A 21308-nucleotide genomic window follows, 5' to 3' on the forward strand; every position below is an offset into this window, starting at 1 on the left:
AATGAATGAAAGTGATTTTGTTTAAGATATGTGATGTTTACACAAACTTAAATTTTGAGTTATTTAATGTTGTTATTCATTTTTAAAAATAAAAGATAAGCATGTTACACTTAAAGTGGTTGTATAAACAGAATTAAAGTATAATTAATAAGTCGAATTAATTATACGATTATTATAAAATGAACATGAAAGTAAGGTGATATTAATGGCGATACAATGGTATCCAGGACATATGGCGAAAGCTAAAAGAGAAGTGAGTGAGCAACTCAAAAAGGTTGATGTAGTATTTGAGTTAGTTGATGCTCGTATTCCATATAGTTCTAGAAATCCTATGATCGATGAAGTTATTAAACAAAAACCGCGAGTGGTTATTTTAAATAAAAAAGACATGACTAACTTAAAAGAATTAGAAAAGTGGGAAGGATTCTTTAAGGAACAAGGGTTCTTTCCGGTAGCAGTTGATGCTAAACATGGTAAAAATTTAAAAAATGTAGAGGCTGAAGCAATAAAAGCTACGAAAGAAAAATTTGAACGTGAAAAGGAGAAAGGGCTTAAACCGAGAGCGATACGTGCAATGATTGTTGGTATTCCAAATGTCGGGAAATCAACTTTAATTAATAAATTGGCAAAACGTAGTATTGCAGAAACAGGTAATAAACCAGGTGTTACTAAACAACAACAGTGGATTAAAGTTGGGAAATCACTTCAATTGTTAGATACACCAGGAATATTATGGCCTAAATTTGAGGACGAGGAAGTCGGTAAGAAATTAAGTTTGACTGGTGCAATCAAGAATAGCATCGTTCATTTAGATGAAGTAGCAATTTATGGCTTAAACTTCATGTTTGAACATGATTTAGAAGGTCTCAGACAACATTACAATATAGATGTAGACAAAGATGCAGAAATTTTAGAGTGGTTTGATGCGATTGGTCGTAGGAGAGGCCTTCTTCAAAAAGGTAATGAAGTAGATTATGAATCAGTCATTGAATTAATCATTAATGATATGAGAAATGCTAAGATAGGTACATATTGTTTTGATATTTTAAAAGAAATGAAGAGTGACTTATAAATGACATCAACAATTAAAGAAATACGTGATCAACTTGCATTAATTCAATCTATAGAAGAACTTGAAGCGCATGTAGCTAATAAAGATACCCGAAAAGGAGTTCAAAAAGCTATAGAATCACGTAAAAAGTATTTAATCAAACAACAAGAACTAGAAAACAATTATATTAGTATGAATCACTACGAAAATGAAATATTGAATCATGACAACGAGGCATTAATATGTGGAATCGATGAGGTAGGACGAGGACCACTCGCTGGTCCTGTTGTTGCTTGTGCAGTCATATTAAATAAAGGCCATCATTATCTTGGGTTAAATGACTCTAAAAAGGTACCAGCTAAACAGCGCTTAATTTTAAATGAAGAATTGAAAAATAATGTTACGAGTTACGCTTATGGAATTGCAACTCCACAAGAAATTGATGACTTGAATATTTATAAAGCTACACAGGTAGCCATGCAAAGAGCGATTAATCAATTAAGTATTCAACCTACACATTTACTTATTGATGCAATGAAACTCGATAATGATATTCCTCAAACATCAATTATAAAAGGAGATGCTAAAAGTGTTTCAATTGCTGCAGCTAGTATTATGGCGAAAGAATATCGTGATAATTATATGAAAGAACTAGCTAATGATTATCCTAATTACGGATTTGAAAAAAATGTTGGATATGGTACTAAACAGCATTTAGAGGCAATTGACACATTTGGTGTAATAAATGAACATCGCAAATCCTTTGAACCTATCAAGTCGATGTTAAAATAATTTGAATTTTAATTTAATTGCAAAAAATATGGTCTTTCAGTTTACAATAGCGCTTTCATTTTTTATAATTAAAAGGGAACTTAACCTAAGAAACAGGAGGATGGAAGATGAATATCCACGAGTATCAAGGTAAAGAAATATTTCGTTCTATGGGCGTAGCCGTTCCAGAAGGACGAGTAGCATTCACTGCTGAAGAAGCGGTGGAAAAAGCGAAAGAATTAGATTCAGATGTATATGTGGTTAAAGCACAAATACACGCTGGGGGTAGAGGTAAAGCAGGCGGTGTAAAAATTGCTAAATCACTTTCTGAAGTTGAAACTTACGCTAATGAATTATTAGGGAAACAATTAGTTACTCACCAAACAGGACCTGAAGGTAAAGAAGTTAAACGCTTATATATCGAACAAGGTTGCGATATTCAGAAAGAATATTATGTTGGTTTCGTAATTGACCGTGCAACAGACAAAGTTACTTTAATGGCGTCTGAAGAGGGTGGTACTGAGATTGAAGAAGTGGCAGCTAAGACACCTGAGAAAATCTTTAAAGAAACAATCGACCCAGTTGTAGGTTTATCTCCTTATCAAGCACGTCGTATTGCTTTCAACATTAATATTCCTAAAGAATCTATTGGTAAAGCAACTAAATTCTTATTAGCACTTTATAACGTGTTCATTGAAAAAGATTGCTCTATCGTAGAAATTAATCCACTAATAACTACTGGTGACGGACAAGTATTAGCTCTAGACGCTAAATTAAACTTCGACGATAATGCATTATTTAGACATAAAGATATCGTTGAATTACGTGATTTAGAAGAAGAAGATCCTAAAGAAATCGAAGCATCTAAATATGACTTATCATATATCGCTTTAGACGGTGATATCGGTTGTATGGTTAACGGTGCAGGTTTAGCTATGGCAACAATGGATACTATTAATCATTTTGGTGGAAATCCAGCTAACTTCTTAGATGTTGGTGGCGGTGCTACTAAAGAAAAAGTTACTGAAGCTTTCAAAATCATTTTAGGTGATGACAATGTTAGAGGTATCTTTGTAAATATCTTTGGTGGAATTATGAAATGTGACGTTATCGCAGAAGGTATCGTAGCAGCAGTTAAAGAAGTAGAATTAACTTTACCATTAGTAGTACGTTTAGAAGGTACAAATGTTGAGCGCGGTAAAGAAATCTTAAACGACTCAGGTTTAGCAATTGAACCAGCAGCTACTATGGCTGAAGGTGCACAAAAAATCGTTAAACTTGTTAAAGAAGCGTAAGGAAAGGATGGGAGCACTAAGATGAGTGTATTTATTGATAAAAATACGAAAGTAATGGTACAAGGTATCACAGGGTCTACTGCCCTTTTCCATACAAAACAAATGCTTGATTATGGAACACAAATTGTCGCAGGGGTAACACCAGGTAAAGGTGGACAAGTTGTAGAAGGTGTTCCTGTTTATAATACAGTTGAAGAAGCTAAAAATGAAACTGGCGCTAACGTATCAGTTGTATATGTTCCAGCACCATTTGCTGCAGATTCAATTTTAGAAGCAGCTGAAGCTGAATTAGATATGGTTATCTGTATTACTGAACATATTCCAGTTGTGGATATGGTTAAAGTTAAACGTTATTTACAAGGACGTAAGACACGTTTAGTAGGACCAAACTGCCCAGGTGTTATTACGGCAGATGAGTGTAAAATCGGAATTATGCCTGGTTACATCCATAAAAAAGGTCACGTAGGTGTTGTATCTCGTTCAGGTACTTTAACTTATGAAGCCGTACATCAATTAACTGAAGAAGGCATCGGTCAAACAACGGCTGTTGGTATCGGTGGTGACCCAGTTAATGGTACAAACTTCATTGATGTATTAAAAGAATTCAATGAAGATCCTGAAACTAAAGCAGTAGTAATGATTGGTGAAATTGGTGGTACTGCTGAAGAAGAAGCTGCACAATGGATTAAAGATAATATGAATAAACCAGTAGTAGGATTTATTGGTGGTCAAACTGCACCTCCAGGAAAACGTATGGGACACGCTGGTGCAATTATCTCTGGTGGTAAAGGTACTGCAGATGAAAAAATCAAAACATTAAATGATTGTGGTGTTGAAACTGCAGATACACCATCAGAAATTGGTACAACTTTAATCGAAGCAGCTAAAAAAGCTGGAATCTATGATGAATTATTAACAGTTGATAAATAATTGATAGATTTTTATTAGACTCGAACCTTTAATTAGGTTCGAGTTTTTTTATAGTCTTAGTGGAAGTGATATATATAATAGTAGAAACTCGTCACCGTTTAATGAATGATGAGTTTGGAAAATTACTCCTTACAATCACATTAAATTTAACACTTATATGTCTTTAAATAGTAATAACCAACTGGGTTAAATTGAGCTATAATACTTCTAAAGGAGTAATGCATAGTGATTCAACACACTTTATTGAAGCTCTATTGGGCTAATTTCGCCACAACGCAAGTTCATCAATTTATTAAAGAATATCCAGAAGTTATTTCAGAAAACGCACTAATTCAAAATAAGATGATTGAGGATTGGGCTAAAAGACAAACCTCATCCACAGTCAGGAGAAAATTGAGCTTATTTAAATCACTTAATACAGAAGTTATATTTCAAGAAATGACTAAAATGAACCTCAAATATTTAACTTACTTTGATAAACATTATCCTCAATTACTTAAAGAAATTTATGATTTCCCATATGTAATTTTTTATAAAGGAAATAAACAACTATTTAATTGTCCTCATACTTTAGCTGTTATAGGCTCAAGAAAGTCAACCTTATATACAACTCAAGCTTTGGAATATCTTTTCCCATCATTTAAATCACTAAAAATGACGATTATTTCAGGATTAGCATATGGTGCAGATAGTATAGCTCACCAAGTCGCACTAAAAAATAAACTTCCAACAATAGGCGTTCTTGGCTTCGGCCATTCATATCATTATCCTAAATCATCTTTAAAGACAAGAGAGAATATCGAACGAAAAGGACTAGTTATAAGTGAGTATCCACCTCATTCTCCCATAACCAGATATAAATTTCCTGAAAGAAATAGATTGATTAGTGGACTCGCTCGGGGTCTATTAATTACAGAAGCAGAGAAAATAAGCGGTAGTCAAATAACAGTAGACTGCGCTTTAGAACAAAACCGGAATGTATATGTTTTACCAGGATCAATGTTTAATCCTATGACCAAAAGTAATTTACTTAGACTTCAAGAGGGGGCACAAGTCGTTTTAGATGAATGTAGTATTCTTTCAGACTACATTTTCTAAAATAATTTTGAATATACCTCTATTTATAGTGAATGACATGTATTAAATTAGTTAAAGTTTTATGTGACAAAATTAATAATATTTGTAACAAAATGTGAATTTAAAAATTAAAACGTTGACAAACACAAAATTAAGCGTTTATCATTTATCTTTAGTAATTCAATTTGCAAGGGGGAAATCACTTTGGCGGATAATTTAGTCATAGTTGAGTCGCCTGCAAAAGCTAAAACCATTGAAAAATATTTAGGAAAAAGATACAAAGTTATCGCTTCAATGGGACACGTACGTGACTTGCCTAGAAGTCAAATGGGTGTCGATACTGAAGATAACTATGAACCAAAATATATTACAATTCGCGGTAAAGGTCCGGTTGTTAAAGATTTAAAGAAATATGCTAAAAAAGCTAAAAAAGTTTTTCTCGCTAGTGACCCCGACCGTGAAGGTGAAGCGATTGCCTGGCATTTATCAAAAATTTTAGAACTAGAAGACTCAAAAGAAAACAGAGTAGTATTCAATGAAATTACAAAAGATGCGGTAAAAGATAGTTTCAAACACCCTAGAGGTATTGAAATGGATTTAGTTGATGCTCAGCAAGCACGTCGTATTCTAGATAGACTCGTGGGTTATAATATCTCTCCTGTATTATGGAAGAAAGTTAAAAAAGGTTTATCTGCAGGACGTGTTCAGTCAGTAGCTCTTCGTTTAGTTATCGACCGAGAAAATGAAATACGTAATTTCAAACCAGAAGAATATTGGACTATTGAAGGGGAATTTAGATATAAAAAGTCTAAATTTAATGCTAAGTTCCTCCATTATAAAAATAAACCTTACAAATTAAATACAAAAGAAGACGTTGAGAAAATTACAACAGCTCTTGATGGAGATCAATTTGAAATTACGAATGTAAATAAGAAAGAAAAAACACGTAATCCAGCTAACCCATTTACTACTTCAACCCTTCAACAAGAAGCTGCACGTAAGTTAAACTTCAAAGCTCGTAAAACTATGATGTTAGCGCAGCAACTATATGAAGGTATTGATTTAAAACGTCAAGGTACTATCGGTTTGATTACTTACATGCGTACTGATTCTACACGTATATCAGACTCTGCAAAGTCAGAAGCTCATAACTATATTACTGATAAATATGGTAAAGAATATGTGTCTAAACGTAAGGCAACCGGTAAACAAGGTGACCAAGATGCCCATGAAGCGATTAGACCTACAAGTACTTTAAGAACTCCAGATGAAATGAAACCTTATTTAACTAGAGATCAACATCGTCTGTATAAATTAATTTGGGAACGTTTTGTGGCAAGCCAAATGGCTCCTGCAATTTTGGATACTATTGCACTCGATGTTACTCAAAATGATATTAAATTTAGAGCAAATGGTCAGACTATAAAATTCAAAGGTTTCATGACACTATATGTTGAAGCTAAAGATGATAAAGAAAATGATAAAGAAAATAAACTTCCTAAATTAGAGGAAGGCGATAAAGTTACAGCAACTCAAATTGAACCTGCACAACACTTTACTCAACCGCCTCCACGTTATACAGAAGCACGTTTAGTTAAGACACTAGAGGAACTTAAAATAGGAAGACCTTCAACTTATGCTCCGACAATAGATACTATTCAAAAGCGTAACTACGTTAAATTAGAAAGTAAACGATTCGTACCAACAGAACTTGGCGAAATTGTTTATGAACAAGTCCAAGAGTACTTCCCAGAAATTATTGATGTAGAGTTTACTGTTAACATGGAAACTTTATTAGATAAAATAGCTGAGGGAGATACGAATTGGCGTAAAGTAGTTGGTGATTTTTATAATAGTTTCAAGCAAGATGTTGAACGTGCTGAAGAGGAAATGGAAAAAATAGAGATTAAAGACGAACCAGCTGGAGAAGATTGTGAAGTCTGTGGTTCACCTATGGTTATTAAAATGGGAAGATATGGTAAGTTTATGGCTTGTTCTAATTTCCCTGATTGTCGAAATACTAAAGCTATAGTTAAATCTATCGGAGTAACATGTCCTAAATGTAATGAGGGTGAAGTAGTTGAACGGAAATCCAAGAAGAATAGAATATTTTACGGATGCTCTCAATACCCTGATTGTGACTTCATTTCTTGGGATAAACCAGTAGGAAGAGAATGTCCTAAATGTAACCACTACTTAGTAGATAAGAAAAAAGGTAGAAGTAGCCAGGTCGTTTGTTCTAACTGTGATTACAAGGAAGAAGTTCAAAAATAGATTAAATTAAATTAGGAGGAAAATGATGACTCAAACAGTTAATGTCGTTGGAGCTGGATTGGCAGGTTCTGAAGCGGCATATCAGTTAGCTCAGCGTGGTGTAAAAGTTAATTTAATTGAAATGAGACCAGTGAAACAAACTCCAGCTCATCACACTGATAAATTTGCTGAACTTGTATGTTCTAATTCACTAAGAGGTAATTCTCTGACAAATGCAGTGGGTGTGCTTAAAGAAGAAATGAGACGTCTGGACTCTCTAATTATTCAAGCAGCTGATAAAGCACGTGTCCCAGCTGGGGGAGCTCTAGCTGTAGATAGACACGATTTTGCTGGTTATATCACTGATACGCTTCGTAATCATCCCAATATAACAGTATTAAATGAGGAAGTTAATCATATTCCTGAAGGATACACAATTATAGCTACAGGTCCACTAACGACAGAACACTTAGCTCAAGAAATAGTTGATATTACAGGTAAAGATCAACTTTACTTTTATGATGCAGCGGCACCGATTGTAGAAAAAGATACAATAGACATGAACAAAGTTTACTTAAAATCTCGTTATGACAAAGGTGAAGCTGCTTATCTTAATTGTCCTATGACAGAAGAAGAATTTAATAGATTTTATGATGCTGTATTAGAAGCTGAAGTAGCACCCGTCAATGAATTTGAAAAAGAAAAATATTTCGAAGGATGTATGCCTTTTGAAGTAATGGCTGAAAGAGGTCGTAAAACTTTACTATTTGGTCCAATGAAACCTGTAGGACTTGAGGACCCTAAAACAGGTAAACGTCCATATGCAGTTGTACAATTGAGACAAGATGATGCAGCAGGAACACTTTACAATATCGTAGGGTTCCAAACACATTTAAAATGGGGCGCGCAAAAAGAAGTTATACGTCTTATTCCTGGATTAGAGAATGTGGATATCGTGAGATATGGTGTGATGCACCGTAATACATTTATCAACTCTCCTGACGTTTTAAATGAAAAATACGAGCTTGAGGGTCATGAGCATCTTTATTTTGCAGGTCAAATGACTGGTGTAGAAGGTTATGTAGAAAGTGCGGCAAGCGGTTTGGTTGCGGGAATTAATCTCGCTCATAAACTTGCTGGTAAAGGAGAAGTTATTTTCCCTAGAGAGACGATGATAGGAAGTATGGCCTATTATATTTCTCATGCTAAAAATGAGAAAAACTTCCAACCTATGAATGCTAATTTCGGCTTATTACCATCATTAGAAAAGCGAATTAAAGATAAAAAAGAAAGATATGAAGCTCAAGCAAATAGAGCGCTCGAATATCTAGATAATTATAAACAAACACTTTGATGAGCATAATAGTTCAACTGGGTAGTAAAATAATTACTACCTAGTTTTTTTATGGAATGATTCGATTGTTTTGTGGTGAATAGGTAATATTTAAATCTTGCATTATAGGTTTAATAATTCAAGGTTTTATAAATTCTTTTTGACATTAATTCTCTAAAGATTTTGAATTGATTACCAAATTACTGTATGCCCTATCATTCATATGCTACAATGCAATATGATGGAGGGGAATTATATTGAATGAAATCCAAAAAACATTTTTATACATGTTGAAGGTAGAAAGAAATTTTTCAGAATATACTTTGAAATCCTATCATGATGATTTGATTCAATTTAATGACTTTTTAGTTAGTGAACATTTAGATTTAGCTACATTTGAATATAAAGATGCTCGAAATTATTTATCATTTTTATATTCACATAATTTAAAAAGAACGACAGTATCGAGAAAAATTTCTACTTTACGTACTTTTTATGAATATTGGATGACTCAAGATGAATCAATAGTTAACCCCTTTGTTCAACTTGTACACCCTAAGAAAGAACAGTACCTTCCTCAATTCTTCTATGAAGAAGAAATGGAAGCTTTATTTCAAACTGTGGAGCAAGATAGTAAAAAGGGCATACGAGATAGGGTTATTATTGAATTATTATATGCAACAGGAATACGTGTGTCTGAATTAGTTAATATCAAAATTAAAGATATAGATATGAATTTACCTGGAGTGAAAGTTTTAGGTAAAGGAAATAAAGAACGTTTCATTCCCTTTGGTGAATTTTGTAAGCAGAGTATTGAAAGATATTTAGACGAATTTCAACCTAGAAAAACTAATGACCATGAATATCTTATAGTTAATATGAATGGTGCGCCTATTACTGAACGTGGTGTGAGGTATGTTCTCAATGATGTAGTTAAACGCACTGCTGGTGTCACAGATATACACCCCCATAAACTCAGACATACGTTTGCAACGCATTTATTAAATCAAGGTGCTGATTTGAGGACAGTTCAATCTCTTTTAGGTCATGTTAATTTATCAACGACAGGCCGCTATACTCATGTTTCAAATCAACAACTTCGCAAGGTTTATTTAAATGCACATCCTCGAGCAAAAAAAGGAGAGTAAGTTATGAGTAATACTTTACATGCAACAACTATTTACGCTGTACGTCATAATGGAGAAGCTGCAATGGCAGGTGATGGCCAGGTTACTCTTGGACAACAAGTTATTATGAAACAAACTGCTAGAAAAGTTAGACGTTTATATGAAGGGAAAGTGTTAGCAGGATTTGCTGGTAGTGTTGCTGATGCATTCACGCTTTTCGAAAAGTTTGAAACAAAACTACAACAATTTAGCGGTAATTTAGAACGTGCGGCAGTTGAATTAGCACAAGAATGGCGTGGAGATAAGCAGTTAAGACAATTAGAAGCAATGCTTATTGTTATGAATAAAGATGCAATTCTTGTTGTAAGTGGTACAGGCGAAGTTATTGCGCCAGATGATGATCTTATCGCTATTGGGTCTGGAGGCAATTATGCTTTAAGTGCTGGTCGAGCGCTTAAAAGACATGCTTCACAACTTTCGGCTAAAGAAATGGCTTATGAAAGCTTGAAAGTTGCTGCAGACATCTGCGTATTTACTAATGATAATATTATCGTTGAAACATTGTAGTTGAATTGCATAATGTGATTTTATTTTTAAGAATTAGGAAATGAATCTTAGTTACAAAGTAACAAGATGGAGGAATGTTATATATGGATACAAATGGAATTAAATTGACTCCAAAAGATATCGTATCTAAATTAAATGAATACATTGTTGGACAAGGTGACGCAAAACGTAAAGTAGCGATTGCATTAAGAAATCGTTATAGAAGAAGTTTATTAGATGAAGAAGCTAAACAAGAAATCGCACCTAAAAATATTTTAATGATTGGACCAACTGGGGTAGGTAAAACTGAAATAGCTAGAAGAATGGCTAAAATAGTTGGTGCACCTTTCATTAAAGTTGAGGCTACTAAATTTACTGAAGTAGGTTATGTAGGTCGAGACGTTGAAAGTATGGTAAGAGACTTAGTTGATGTAGCTGTTCGTTTAGTGAAAGAAGAGAAGAAAGCACTCGTCAAAGATGAAGCGATTGCTAAAGCGAATGATAAGCTTGTTAAATTGTTAGTTCCAAGTATGAAGAAGAAGGCTTCTCAAGGAAATAATCCTCTTGAAAATCTTTTCGGAGGTGCAATTCCTAACTTTGGTCAAAATAATGAAGAAGAGGAAGAGCCACCTACTGAAGAAATAAAAACTAAGCGTTCAGAAATTAAGAAGCAATTAGAAGAAGGTAAACTTGAACAAGAAAAAGTAAGAATAAAAGTAGAACAAGATCCAGCAGCTATGGGCATGCTAGGAACGAATCAAAATCAACAAATGCAAGACATGATGAACCAATTGATGCCTAAAAAGAAAGTTGAACGAGAGGTATCTGTTGAAACAGCAAGAAAAATACTTGCTGATGATTATGCTGATGAACTTATAGATCAAGAAACAGCAAACCAAGAGGCTCTAGAGCTTGCAGAACAAATGGGTATTATCTTTATAGATGAAATTGATAAAGTAGCAACAAATAATCAAAATAGTGGTCAAGATGTTTCACGCCAAGGTGTTCAAAGAGATATTTTACCAATCCTTGAAGGTAGCATGATTCAAACCAAGTATGGTACTGTAAATACTGAACACATGCTATTTATTGGTGCTGGTGCGTTTCACGTTTCAAAACCTAGTGATTTGATTCCAGAATTACAAGGTCGTTTCCCAATCAGAGTAGAACTTGAAAGTCTTTCTGTTGACGACTTTGTCAGAATTCTTACAGAGCCTAAGTTATCATTAATTAAGCAATACGAAGCGTTGCTTCAAACTGAAGAAGTGACTGTAAACTTCACTGAAGAAGCGGTCAAACGTTTAGCTGAAATTGCTTACCAAGTCAACCAAGACACTGATAATATTGGTGCTCGTAGATTACACACAATTTTAGAAAAGATGCTTGAAGATTTATCATTCGAAGCACCAAATATGCCACATGCTGTTGTAGACATAACACCACAATATGTTGATGATAAACTAAAAACTATCTCAACGAATAAGGATTTAAGTGCATTTATTTTATAATATAAATAGAAGGAGAAAAATTATGAGCTTATTATCTAAAACTAGAGAATTAAACACGTTATTACAAAAACATAAAGGCATTGCAGTAGACTTTAAAGATGTTGCACAAACGATCAGTAGCGTTACAGTCACAAACGTATTTATCGTATCAAGAAGAGGTAAAATTTTAGGGTCGAGTCTTAACGAGTTATTGAAGAGTGAGCGAATTATCAATATGTTAGAGGAAAGACATATTCCTAGTGAGTATACTGAAAAACTTATGGATGTTAAACAAACACAATCTAACATTGACATTGATAATGTTTTAACAGTGTTCCCTCCTGAAAACAAAGACGTTTTTGTAAACAGTAGAACAACTATTTTCCCTATATTAGGTGGAGGAGAACGACTTGGTACGCTCGTTTTAGGTCGAGTTCAAGATGACTTTAATGAGAACGACCTAGTTTTAGGTGAATACGCTGCAACTGTAATTGGTATGGAAATCTTACGTGAGAAACATAACGAAGTTGAAAAAGAGGCTCGTGATAAAGCTGCAATCACAATGGCTATCAATTCGCTATCTTATTCTGAAAAAGAAGCGATTGAACATATCTTTGAAGAGTTAGGCGGAAATGAAGGTTTACTTATCGCTTCTAAAGTGGCTGACCGTGTTGGTATTACTAGATCTGTTATTGTAAATGCATTACGTAAATTAGAAAGTGCTGGTGTCATTGAATCACGTTCACTAGGTATGAAAGGTACTTTCATCAAAGTTAAAAAAGAAAAATTCTTAGATGAATTAGAAAGAACAAAATAATTAATAAAACATCAAATATAAAAAAAGAGTGTCAGCTATATCATGAGCGATACTCTTTTTATATGTGATCATAAATATTATTCATTGTTCAGACACAAAGGCATTGCGTTTTTGGACAAGTTATGATATATTAATTGACGGCTATTAAGCCAATACACACATAATTAATGTAAATATAGAGGGTGCAAATCTTTGGATTTGTCTTTATATGAGTTAATTATGGAGGTAAATAACCAATAGGAGGAATTTTAAAATGGCAGTAATTTCAATGAAACAATTACTTGAAGCCGGTGTTCACTTCGGTCACCAAACACGCCGTTGGAACCCAAAAATGAAAAAATATATCTTCACTGAAAGAAATGGTATCTATATCATTGACTTACAAAAGACAGTGAAAAAAGTTGAAGAAGCATACAACTTCCTTAAACAAGTATCAGAAGATGGCGGTAAAGTCTTATTCGTAGGTACTAAAAAACAAGCACAAGAATCAGTTAAAGCTGAAGCAGAACGTGCTGGTCAATTCTACGTTAACCAAAGATGGTTAGGTGGAATCTTAACTAACTACAAAACAATCTCTAAACGAATCAAACGTATTTCTGAAATTGAAAAAATGGAAGAAGATGGATTGTTTGAAGTATTACCTAAAAAAGAAGTTGTTGAACTTAAAAAAGAATACGACCGTTTAATTAAATTCTTAGGCGGTATTCGTGATATGAAATCTATGCCTCAAGCATTATTCGTTGTTGACCCTCGTAAAGAGCGCAACGCTATTGCTGAAGCACGTAAATTAAATATTCCTATCGTAGGTATTGTTGACACTAACTGTGATCCAGACGAAATTGATTACGTTATCCCAGCAAACGATGATGCTATCCGTGCCGTTAAATTATTAACAGGCAAAATGGCAGATGCTATCTTAGAAGGTCAACAAGGTGTATCTAATGAAGAAGTAGCTGCAGAACAAAACATCAATTTAGATGAAAAAGAAGAATCTGAACAAGCAGAAACAACTGAAGAAAACACTTCTGTTGAATCAAACTAAGATATAGTTTAAATGGGTGATAAGATACTAATGCTTATCACCTTTTTTTAAAAGTAAAACAAATCGTAATAGAGTATTGGAAATATCACCTAAAATAATGGTAAAATTTGGGTATATCATAAATACAATTATATATTGGAGGAGAAATTAATGGCAATTTCAGCAAAACTTGTTAAAGAATTACGTGAAAAAACAGGCGCAGGTATGATGGATTGTAAAAAAGCGCTAACTGAAACTGATGGTGACATCGATAAAGCAATCGACTACTTACGTGAAAAAGGTATCGCGAAAGCAGCTAAAAAGGCTGACCGTATCGCTGCTGAAGGTCTTGTACACGTAGAAGTTAAAGGAAATGAAGCAGCTATCGTTGAAATCAACTCAGAAACTGACTTCGTTGCTCGTAACGAAGGATTCCAAGAATTAGTTAAAGAAATTGCTAACCAAATTCTTGATAGTAAAGCTGAAACAGTTGACGCTTTATTAGAAACTAAATTATCAAGTGGCAAAACTGTTGATGAAAGAATGAAAGAAGCTATCTCTACAATTGGTGAAAAATTAAGTATCCGTCGTTTTGCTATTAGAACTAAATCTGATAATGACGCTTTCGGTTCTTACTTACACATGGGCGGACGCATTGGTGTGTTAACTGTTGTTGAAGGTACAACTGACGAATCAGCTGCAAAAGATGTAGCTATGCACATCGCTGCAATCAACCCTAAATATGTTTCTTCTGATCAAGTAAGCGAAGAAGAAATCAACCACGAAAAAGAAGTATTAAAACAACAAGCATTAAACGAAGGTAAACCAGAAAACATCGTAGAAAAAATGGTTGAAGGTCGTTTACGTAAATATTTACAAGAAATTTGTGCTGTAGATCAAAACTTCGTTAAAAATCCAGATGAAACAGTTGAAGCATTCTTAAAATCAAAAGGTGGTCAACTTACTGACTTCGTTCGTTACGAAGTAGGCGAAGGTATGGAAAAACGCGAAGAAAACTTCGCTGATGAAGTTAAAGGACAAATGAAATAATCTGTCATAATTTTAACAAGAAAGAAGACACCTATTAAGTTTCCTTTCTAATAGTTTTAGAGCTATAGAAAGGAGCCATCCGTGTCTTCTTTACTTATATATTTTTACATATTTCTACTATAGAGAGGATAAGAAAATGGCTCAAACTTCTAAATATAAACGTGTAGTCTTGAAATTGAGTGGAGAAGCTTTAGCTGGAGATAAGGGATTCGGTATCAATCCAATTATCATCAAAAGTGTAGCGAAACAAGTTGCTGAAGTTGCTAAAATGGACTGTGAAATTGCAGTTATTGTTGGTGGCGGAAACATTTGGAGAGGTAAAACAGGCAGCGATTTAGGAATGGATCGAGGCACTGCTGACTATATGGGCATGTTAGCAACTGTAATGAATGCTTTAGCGTTACAAGATAGTTTAGAACAATTAGATTGTGATACACGTGTTTTAACTTCAATTGAAATGAAACAAGTTGCTGAACCATATATTCGTCGACGTGCAATCAGACATCTAGAGAAGAAGCGCGTAGTTATCTTTGCAGCTGGTATAGGTAACCCTTACTTCTCAACTGATACTACAGCAGCTTTACGAGCAGCTGAAGTTGAAGCAGATGTAATCTTAATGGGTAAAAATAATGTAGATGGTGTTTATTCAGCTGACCCTAAAGTTGATGAAAATGCCGTTAAATATGAACACTTAACTCATATTCAAATGTTACAAGAAGGTTTACAAGTAATGGATTCTACTGCTTCATCATTCTGCATGGACAATAATATTCCATTAAATGTATTCTCAATTATGGAAGAAGGAAATATTAAGCGCGCCGTTATGGGAGAAAAAATCGGTACGCTGATTACAAAATAAATTAGAGGTGTAAAAAATGAGTGACATTATTAAAGATACTAAAGCTAGAATGCAAAAATCTATCGACAACTTATCACGTGAATTAGCTAACATCAGTGCTGGTCGAGCTAATTCAAATTTACTAAATGGTGTAACAGTTGATTACTATGGTGCACCAACACCAGTACAACAATTAGCAAGTATCAATGTTCCTGAAGCACGTTTATTAGTAATTTCACCATATGATAAAACTTCAGTAGATGATATTGAGAAAGCAATCATCGCAGCAAACTTGGGCGTTAACCCAACAAGTGACGGTGAGGTCATCCGAATTTCTGTTCCTGCATTAACAGAAGAAAGACGTAAAGAACTAGTGAAAAACGTTAAAAAAATTGGTGAAGATGCAAAAGTTTCAATTAGAAATATTCGCCGTGACATCAATGATCATCTTAAAAAAGAAGAGAAAAATGGTGACATTACTGAGGATGACTTAAGAAGTCAAACTGATGACGTTCAAAAAGCAACTGATAACTCTATTAAAGAAATAGATCAGTTAGTTGACGATAAAGAACAAGATATCATGTCTGTTTAATCATGGGACTTGTCACTGAGTAGATTAAAATTTATAACTACTCTTCACATGATATTTATAAAGTGTCTAAGAATGAATTAGTGAGCTCGACTTTAGGTCATACTTCTTCAATACTTTATGAATCTTTATGTTTTAATAGTCTAAACTGTACCAAGTAGGACTTTGGTACAGTTTTTTTATTTGCTTATTCAATGGAATAAATGAGTATGATAAAATGGTAGATGATTGTTTAATTAACCTATACAATAAAACAGAGATGATCAGGCTCGGAGGAAAGACCATGTTTAAAAAGCTAAAATATAAAAATAAGACTGAAAATAATCTAAATAATGATTTAGATTTACATAATATTCCTGAACATGTTGCCATCATTATGGATGGAAATGGTCGATGGGCTAAAAAACGTAAAATGCCAAGAATAAAAGGACATTATGAAGGCATGCAAACAATCAAAACAATTACTCGAGAAGCGAGTAATATTGGTATTAAATATTTAACACTTTATGCTTTCTCCACAGAGAATTGGTCTAGACCTGAAAGCGAAGTTAATTATATTATGAATCTGCCTGTTAATTTTCTTAAAACATTTTTACCAGAGTTAATTGAAAAAAATGTTAAAGTTGAAACAATTGGATTCGGTGAAGGCTTACCCCAATCAACTATTGAAGCTATTAATCAAGCGAAAGAAAAGACGAAGAATAATACAGGATTAACATTAATTTTCGCTATTAATTATGGTGGACGTGCTGAAATTATTCAAAGTATGAAAGAAATATTTGAAGAGTTACAATCTGCGCATCAAAGTTCTGAAGCTATTGATGAAAATCTATTAAACAAACATTTAATGACTCGCGATTACCCTGATCCGGAATTACTAATTCGTACTTCTGGAGAACAAAGAATTAGTAACTTTTTAATTTGGCAAGCTTCATACAGTGAATTTATTTTTAATGAGAAGTTATGGCCAGATTTCGATGAAAATGAATTAAAAGAATGTTTAAAAATTTATCAATCGCGCCAAAGACGCTTTGGGGGATTAAGTGAGGAGTAAAGTATGAAAGTAAGAACATTAACTGCAATTATTGCCTTATTAATATTCTTGCCATTCTTACTAAAAGGTGGCATGATTTTAATGCTTTTCGCTTACTTATTAGCTTTAATTGCATTAAAAGAACTATTAAACATGAACATGATTAAGTTCTTATCTATACCAGGATTTATTAGTGCATTAGCCTTAATTATTATTATGTTGCCTCAAGATGCTGGGGAATGGGTACAAACTATACAACTTAAAAGCTTAATAGCTATGAGTTTTATTGTCCTTAGTTATACAGTGTTATCTAAGAACAGATTTAGTTTTATGGATGCAGCTTTCTGTCTTATGTCGGTAGCATATGTAGGTATTGGATTTATGTATTTCTATGAAACACGTTCAGAGGGATTACATTACATATTATTTGCCTTTCTAATAGTTTGGTTAACAGATACTGGAGCATATATTTTCGGTCGATTGATGGGTAAACATAAATTATGGCCTGTGATTAGCCCTAATAAAACGATTGAAGGTTTTATTGGGGGAATCATTTGTAGTTTACTCGTACCTTTAATTATGCAATTTTTCGTGAATTTCCATCTAAACATATGGCTGTTATTAATAGTTACAGTGATTTTAAGTATGTTTGGCCAATTAGGAGATTTAGTTGAATCTGGATTTAAGCGACACTTTGGTGTCAAAGATTCAGGCCGTATTTTACCAGGTCACGGTGGTATTTTAGATAGATTTGATAGTTTTATGTTTGTTTTACCACTATTAAATATTTTATTAATCCAAATTTAATTTGTGGTACAGTCTATAAAATAAAATAGATGTTATAATAAAGGAGTTATTGAGATATTGGAGAGAGTGCAATGTCTCTTAACTCCTTTTGAACACTATCACTGTATAAATCGTTAACTACAATTATACATATTTATTCGAGAATGAATCTAAGCGTATTATAATGTTTTATATTATTTGTTTATTCTAGTACTTAGATTTATTGAAAATTAAACATAATATCAATAGAGGTGTAGAGTATGAGCTATTTAATAACAATAGTTTCATTTATCATCGTATTTGGTGTACTAGTTACTGTACATGAATACGGTCATATGTTCTTTGCTAAAAGAGCAGGTATCATGTGTCCTGAATTCGCGATTGGCATGGGGCCTAAAATTTTTAGTTTTAGAAAAGATGAAACATTATACACAATACGTTTATTACCTGTAGGCGGTTATGTAAGAATGGCTGGAGATGGACTTGAAGAGCCACCAGTTCAACCAGGTATGAACGTAAAAATTAAATTAAATGAAAAAGATGAAATTACGCATATTATTTTAGATGATCAACATAAATTCCAACAAATTGAAGCTATAGAAGTTAAAAAATGTGACTTTAAAGATGATTTATATATAGAAGGTATAACATCTTATGATGAAGAAAGACATCATTACTCAATCGCTAAGAAAGCATATTTTGTTGAAAATGGAAGTCTTATACAAATCGCCCCTAGAGATAGACAGTTTGCGCATAAGAAACCATTACCCAAATTTTTAACACTTTTTGCCGGCCCGCTCTTCAATTTTATTCTAGCATTAGTGTTATTTATAGGTTTAGCTTATTACCAAGGTACGCCTACAAATACAATTGGAGAAGTAGTAAAGCATTCACCTGCAGATCAAGCTGGGTTACATAAAGGTGATAAAATTGTTGAAATCGGTGATCATAAAATTAAAGACTTTAGTGAAATAAGAAAAGTATTAGATGATAATAAAACTTCTAAAACAACAATTAAAGTACAAAGAGATCACCATTTAAAAACAATGCAACTTGAACCCAAAAAGGTAGAAAACAAAATTAGCAAAAACAAAAAGCAAACAAGTTACCAAATCGGATTTGCACCTAAGTTGGAGCATAGTATCTTTAAACCAATCAGTTATGGAATTTATAATTTCTTTGATAAAGGTAAATTAATCTTCTCAGCGGTTGTTGGTATGATTGCTAGCATCTTTACTGGTGGTTTTTCATTCGACATGCTTAATGGTCCAGTAGGTATTTACCATAATGTGGACTCAGTTGTAAAGTCTGGTATTATCAACCTAATAGGCTATACAGCATTATTAAGTGTAAACTTAGGTATCATGAACTTATTACCTATTCCAGCGTTAGATGGTGGTCGAATTTTATTCGTATTATATGAGGCTATTTTCAGAAAGCCAGTGAATAAAAAGGCTGAAACAGCTATTATTGCAACAGGTGCATTATTTGTTGTTATTATTATGATTATCGTAACTTGGAACGATATACAACGGTATTTCTTATAATTAGGGAGGAAAATAGAGAATGAAACAATCTAAAGTATTTATACCAACGATGAGAGAAGTTCCTGCAGAAGCTGAAGCACTAAGTCATCGTTTATTACTTAAAGCAGGTTTAATCAAACAAAGTACTAGTGGAATCTATAGTTATTTACCACTTGCAACAAGAGTTTTAAATAACATTTCTAACATCGTACGAGAAGAAATGGAAAGTATTGATGCCGTTGAAATTTTAATGCCCGCTTTACAACAAGCTGAATTATGGGAAGAATCTGGACGTTGGGGAGCTTATGGTCCAGAGTTAATGCGGCTCAAAGATAGAAATGGAAGAGAATTCGCATTGGGGCCTACGCATGAAGAGGTTGTAACTTCTCTAGTTAGAGACGAACTAAAATCATACAAACGTCTACCTCTTACCTTATTCCAAATTCAATCAAAATACCGTGATGAAAAGAGACCCCGCTTTGGATTATTACGCGGCAGAGAATTTATTATGAAAGATGCATATTCTTTCCACGCTGACGAAGAATCTTTAGATGCAACATATCAAGATATGTACAATGCATATAGTAAAATCTTCAAGCGTGTTGGGATTAACGCACGCCCTGTAGTCGCTGATTCAGGCGCGATTGGTGGTAATCACACTCATGAATTTATGGCACTAAGTGAAATTGGCGAAGATACAATTGTTTATAGTAACGAAAGTGACTATGCTGCTAATATTGAAAAAGCAGAAGTTATTTATCATCCTTCAGAAAAACATACTGAAATAGCTGAACTATCTAAAATTGCAACACCTAATGTCAAAACAGCACAAGAACTCGCAGATTTCTTAAATCGTCCGCTAGATGAAATTGTTAAAACAATGATTTTCAAAGTAGATGGCGAATTTATTATGATTCTAATAAGAGGGCACCATGAATTAAACGATGTTAAATTAAAAGCATATTTCGGTACTGAAAATGTTGAAATGGCATCACAAGATGAAATTGTCAATTTAGTTGGTGCAAATCCTGGTTCTTTAGGCCCAATTCATAATAAAGAAATTAAGATATACGCAGATAACTATGTAAAAGATTTAAATAATCTTGTTATAGGTGCTAATGAAGATGGCTATCATTATGTTAATGCTAATGTAGAAAGAGATTTTAACATTGATGAATATGGTGATTTTAGATTTATTTTAGAAGGCGAAATGTTAAGTGATGGTTCTGGTAAAGCTCAATTTGCGGAAGGTATTGAAGTTGGACAAGTCTTCAAGTTGGGTACAAAATACTCTGAAGCAATGAACGCTACCTTCCTTGATAATCAAGGTAAAGCACAACCATTAATTATGGGATGTTACGGTATTGGTATTTCGAGAACTCTTAGCGCCATTGTTGAACAAAATAATGATGACAATGGTATTATTTGGCCGAAATCAGTCACACCATTTGATTTACACCTAATAACAATTAACCCTAAAAAAGATGATCAGCGTGAATTAGGAGATCAATTATATGACCAATTAAATGGTAAATTCGATATTCTTTATGATGATAGAAAAGAACGCGCAGGTGTTAAATTTAACGATGCTGACTTAATTGGGTTACCATTGCGAGTTGTAGTTGGTAAAAGAGCTGAAGAGGGTATTGTCGAGATCAAACAACGCTTGAATGGTGAAAGTGAAGAGATTCACGTCAATGATTTAGAAAATTATTTAAAAGATTTATATGACAATTTAAAATAGATTTAGATTTTGAAAGTTAACTAGTTGAAGTAGG

General features: G+C 33.5%; 18 protein-coding genes and 1 pseudogene. All 19 read left to right on the forward strand.

The features are described 5' to 3' along the window. Window positions 1–205: 205 nt before the first annotated feature. Window positions 206–1089 (forward strand): annotated as a pseudogene (ylqF, locus tag AC3WQX_RS03425) (ribosome biogenesis GTPase YlqF). After that, window positions 1073–1843 carry a ribonuclease HII gene (gene rnhB, locus AC3WQX_RS03430; RefSeq protein ID WP_023350398.1) on the forward strand — a complete coding sequence of 257 codons (771 nt, stop codon included), beginning with the start codon at window positions 1073–1075 and terminating at the stop codon, window positions 1841–1843. The pseudogene ylqF and the gene rnhB overlap by 17 nt, the downstream one beginning before the upstream one ends. Window positions 1844–1950: 107 nt before the next feature. Beyond that, window positions 1951–3117: an ADP-forming succinate--CoA ligase subunit beta gene (gene sucC / locus AC3WQX_RS03435; protein WP_492739801.1), complete on the forward strand. Its 1167-nt coding sequence runs from the start codon at window positions 1951–1953 to the stop codon at window positions 3115–3117. 21 nt (window positions 3118–3138) lie between these two features. Further along, complete coding sequence (sucD, locus tag AC3WQX_RS03440; protein WP_002436344.1) at window positions 3139–4047, forward strand: succinate--CoA ligase subunit alpha; 909 nt, start codon at window positions 3139–3141, stop codon at window positions 4045–4047. Window positions 4048–4272: 225 nt separating this feature from the next. Further along, window positions 4273–5145 carry a DNA-processing protein DprA gene (gene dprA, locus AC3WQX_RS03445; protein WP_023350397.1) on the forward strand — a complete coding sequence of 291 codons (873 nt, stop codon included), beginning with the start codon at window positions 4273–4275 and terminating at the stop codon, window positions 5143–5145. 177 nt (window positions 5146–5322) lie between these two features. After that, window positions 5323–7398 (forward strand): type I DNA topoisomerase, encoded by a 2076-nt coding sequence (gene topA / locus AC3WQX_RS03450; protein WP_030064789.1) that lies wholly within the window; start codon window positions 5323–5325, stop codon window positions 7396–7398. A 25-nt stretch (window positions 7399–7423) separates the two neighbouring features. Then, window positions 7424–8731 carry an FADH(2)-oxidizing methylenetetrahydrofolate--tRNA-(uracil(54)-C(5))-methyltransferase TrmFO gene (gene trmFO / locus AC3WQX_RS03455; protein WP_023350395.1) on the forward strand — a complete coding sequence of 436 codons (1308 nt, stop codon included), beginning with the start codon at window positions 7424–7426 and terminating at the stop codon, window positions 8729–8731. 236 nt (window positions 8732–8967) lie between these two features. Beyond that, a complete protein-coding gene (xerC, locus tag AC3WQX_RS03460) occupies window positions 8968–9858 on the forward strand; it encodes a tyrosine recombinase XerC (RefSeq protein ID WP_023350394.1) in 891 nt (296 codons plus the stop codon). A 3-nt stretch (window positions 9859–9861) separates the two neighbouring features. Next, window positions 9862–10404 (forward strand): ATP-dependent protease subunit HslV, encoded by a 543-nt coding sequence (gene hslV, locus AC3WQX_RS03465; protein ID WP_023350393.1) that lies wholly within the window; start codon window positions 9862–9864, stop codon window positions 10402–10404. A gap of 83 nt (window positions 10405–10487) precedes the next feature. Beyond that, the gene (hslU, locus tag AC3WQX_RS03470; RefSeq protein WP_023350392.1) at window positions 10488–11891 is read left to right on the forward strand and encodes an ATP-dependent protease ATPase subunit HslU; all 1404 of its coding nucleotides are present in this window, start codon (window positions 10488–10490) and stop codon (window positions 11889–11891) included. Window positions 11892–11913: 22 nt separating this feature from the next. Further along, a complete protein-coding gene (gene codY, locus AC3WQX_RS03475) occupies window positions 11914–12687 on the forward strand; it encodes a GTP-sensing pleiotropic transcriptional regulator CodY (RefSeq protein WP_002436324.1) in 774 nt (257 codons plus the stop codon). 253 nt (window positions 12688–12940) lie between these two features. After that, the gene (gene rpsB, locus AC3WQX_RS03480) at window positions 12941–13729 is read left to right on the forward strand and encodes a 30S ribosomal protein S2 (protein ID WP_002436327.1); all 789 of its coding nucleotides are present in this window, start codon (window positions 12941–12943) and stop codon (window positions 13727–13729) included. A 150-nt stretch (window positions 13730–13879) separates the two neighbouring features. Continuing rightward, on the forward strand, window positions 13880–14758 hold the full coding sequence (gene tsf / locus AC3WQX_RS03485; RefSeq protein WP_030064793.1) for a translation elongation factor Ts: 879 nt from the start codon (window positions 13880–13882) through the stop codon (window positions 14756–14758). A 136-nt stretch (window positions 14759–14894) separates the two neighbouring features. Beyond that, window positions 14895–15617 carry a UMP kinase gene (pyrH, locus tag AC3WQX_RS03490; protein WP_002436299.1) on the forward strand — a complete coding sequence of 241 codons (723 nt, stop codon included), beginning with the start codon at window positions 14895–14897 and terminating at the stop codon, window positions 15615–15617. Window positions 15618–15633: 16 nt separating this feature from the next. Further along, window positions 15634–16188 (forward strand): ribosome recycling factor, encoded by a 555-nt coding sequence (gene frr / locus AC3WQX_RS03495; protein WP_002436295.1) that lies wholly within the window; start codon window positions 15634–15636, stop codon window positions 16186–16188. A gap of 280 nt (window positions 16189–16468) precedes the next feature. Next, window positions 16469–17239, forward strand: a complete 771-nt coding sequence (uppS, locus tag AC3WQX_RS03500) for an undecaprenyl pyrophosphate synthase (protein WP_023350390.1) — start codon at window positions 16469–16471, stop codon at window positions 17237–17239. 3 nt (window positions 17240–17242) lie between these two features. After that, window positions 17243–18025 carry a phosphatidate cytidylyltransferase gene (locus tag AC3WQX_RS03505; RefSeq protein ID WP_002436308.1) on the forward strand — a complete coding sequence of 261 codons (783 nt, stop codon included), beginning with the start codon at window positions 17243–17245 and terminating at the stop codon, window positions 18023–18025. A 239-nt stretch (window positions 18026–18264) separates the two neighbouring features. Continuing rightward, the gene (gene rseP / locus AC3WQX_RS03510; protein WP_023350389.1) at window positions 18265–19551 is read left to right on the forward strand and encodes an RIP metalloprotease RseP; all 1287 of its coding nucleotides are present in this window, start codon (window positions 18265–18267) and stop codon (window positions 19549–19551) included. A 19-nt stretch (window positions 19552–19570) separates the two neighbouring features. Then, on the forward strand, window positions 19571–21274 hold the full coding sequence (locus AC3WQX_RS03515) for a proline--tRNA ligase (RefSeq protein WP_049326556.1): 1704 nt from the start codon (window positions 19571–19573) through the stop codon (window positions 21272–21274). Window positions 21275–21308 lie beyond the last annotated feature (34 nt).

The sequence above is a fragment of the Staphylococcus sp. FW104-15G4D genome (assembly GCF_058790135.1).

Coding starts and splice junctions, on each gene's coding strand:
- frr (WP_002436295.1), top strand. CDS start 15,634: ATGAGTGACATTATTAAAGATACTAAAGCTAGAATGCAAAAATCTATC.
- tsf (WP_030064793.1), top strand. CDS start 13,880: ATGGCAATTTCAGCAAAACTTGTTAAAGAATTACGTGAAAAAACAGGC.
- rpsB (WP_002436327.1), top strand. CDS start 12,941: ATGGCAGTAATTTCAATGAAACAATTACTTGAAGCCGGTGTTCACTTC.
- AC3WQX_RS03505 (WP_002436308.1), top strand. CDS start 17,243: ATGAAAGTAAGAACATTAACTGCAATTATTGCCTTATTAATATTCTTG.
- hslU (WP_023350392.1), top strand. CDS start 10,488: ATGGATACAAATGGAATTAAATTGACTCCAAAAGATATCGTATCTAAA.
- sucD (WP_002436344.1), top strand. CDS start 3,139: ATGAGTGTATTTATTGATAAAAATACGAAAGTAATGGTACAAGGTATC.
- codY (WP_002436324.1), top strand. CDS start 11,914: ATGAGCTTATTATCTAAAACTAGAGAATTAAACACGTTATTACAAAAA.
- sucC (WP_492739801.1), top strand. CDS start 1,951: ATGAATATCCACGAGTATCAAGGTAAAGAAATATTTCGTTCTATGGGC.
- hslV (WP_023350393.1), top strand. CDS start 9,862: ATGAGTAATACTTTACATGCAACAACTATTTACGCTGTACGTCATAAT.
- uppS (WP_023350390.1), top strand. CDS start 16,469: ATGTTTAAAAAGCTAAAATATAAAAATAAGACTGAAAATAATCTAAAT.
- rnhB (WP_023350398.1), top strand. CDS start 1,073: ATGACATCAACAATTAAAGAAATACGTGATCAACTTGCATTAATTCAA.
- rseP (WP_023350389.1), top strand. CDS start 18,265: ATGAGCTATTTAATAACAATAGTTTCATTTATCATCGTATTTGGTGTA.
- trmFO (WP_023350395.1), top strand. CDS start 7,424: ATGACTCAAACAGTTAATGTCGTTGGAGCTGGATTGGCAGGTTCTGAA.
- AC3WQX_RS03515 (WP_049326556.1), top strand. CDS start 19,571: ATGAAACAATCTAAAGTATTTATACCAACGATGAGAGAAGTTCCTGCA.
- pyrH (WP_002436299.1), top strand. CDS start 14,895: ATGGCTCAAACTTCTAAATATAAACGTGTAGTCTTGAAATTGAGTGGA.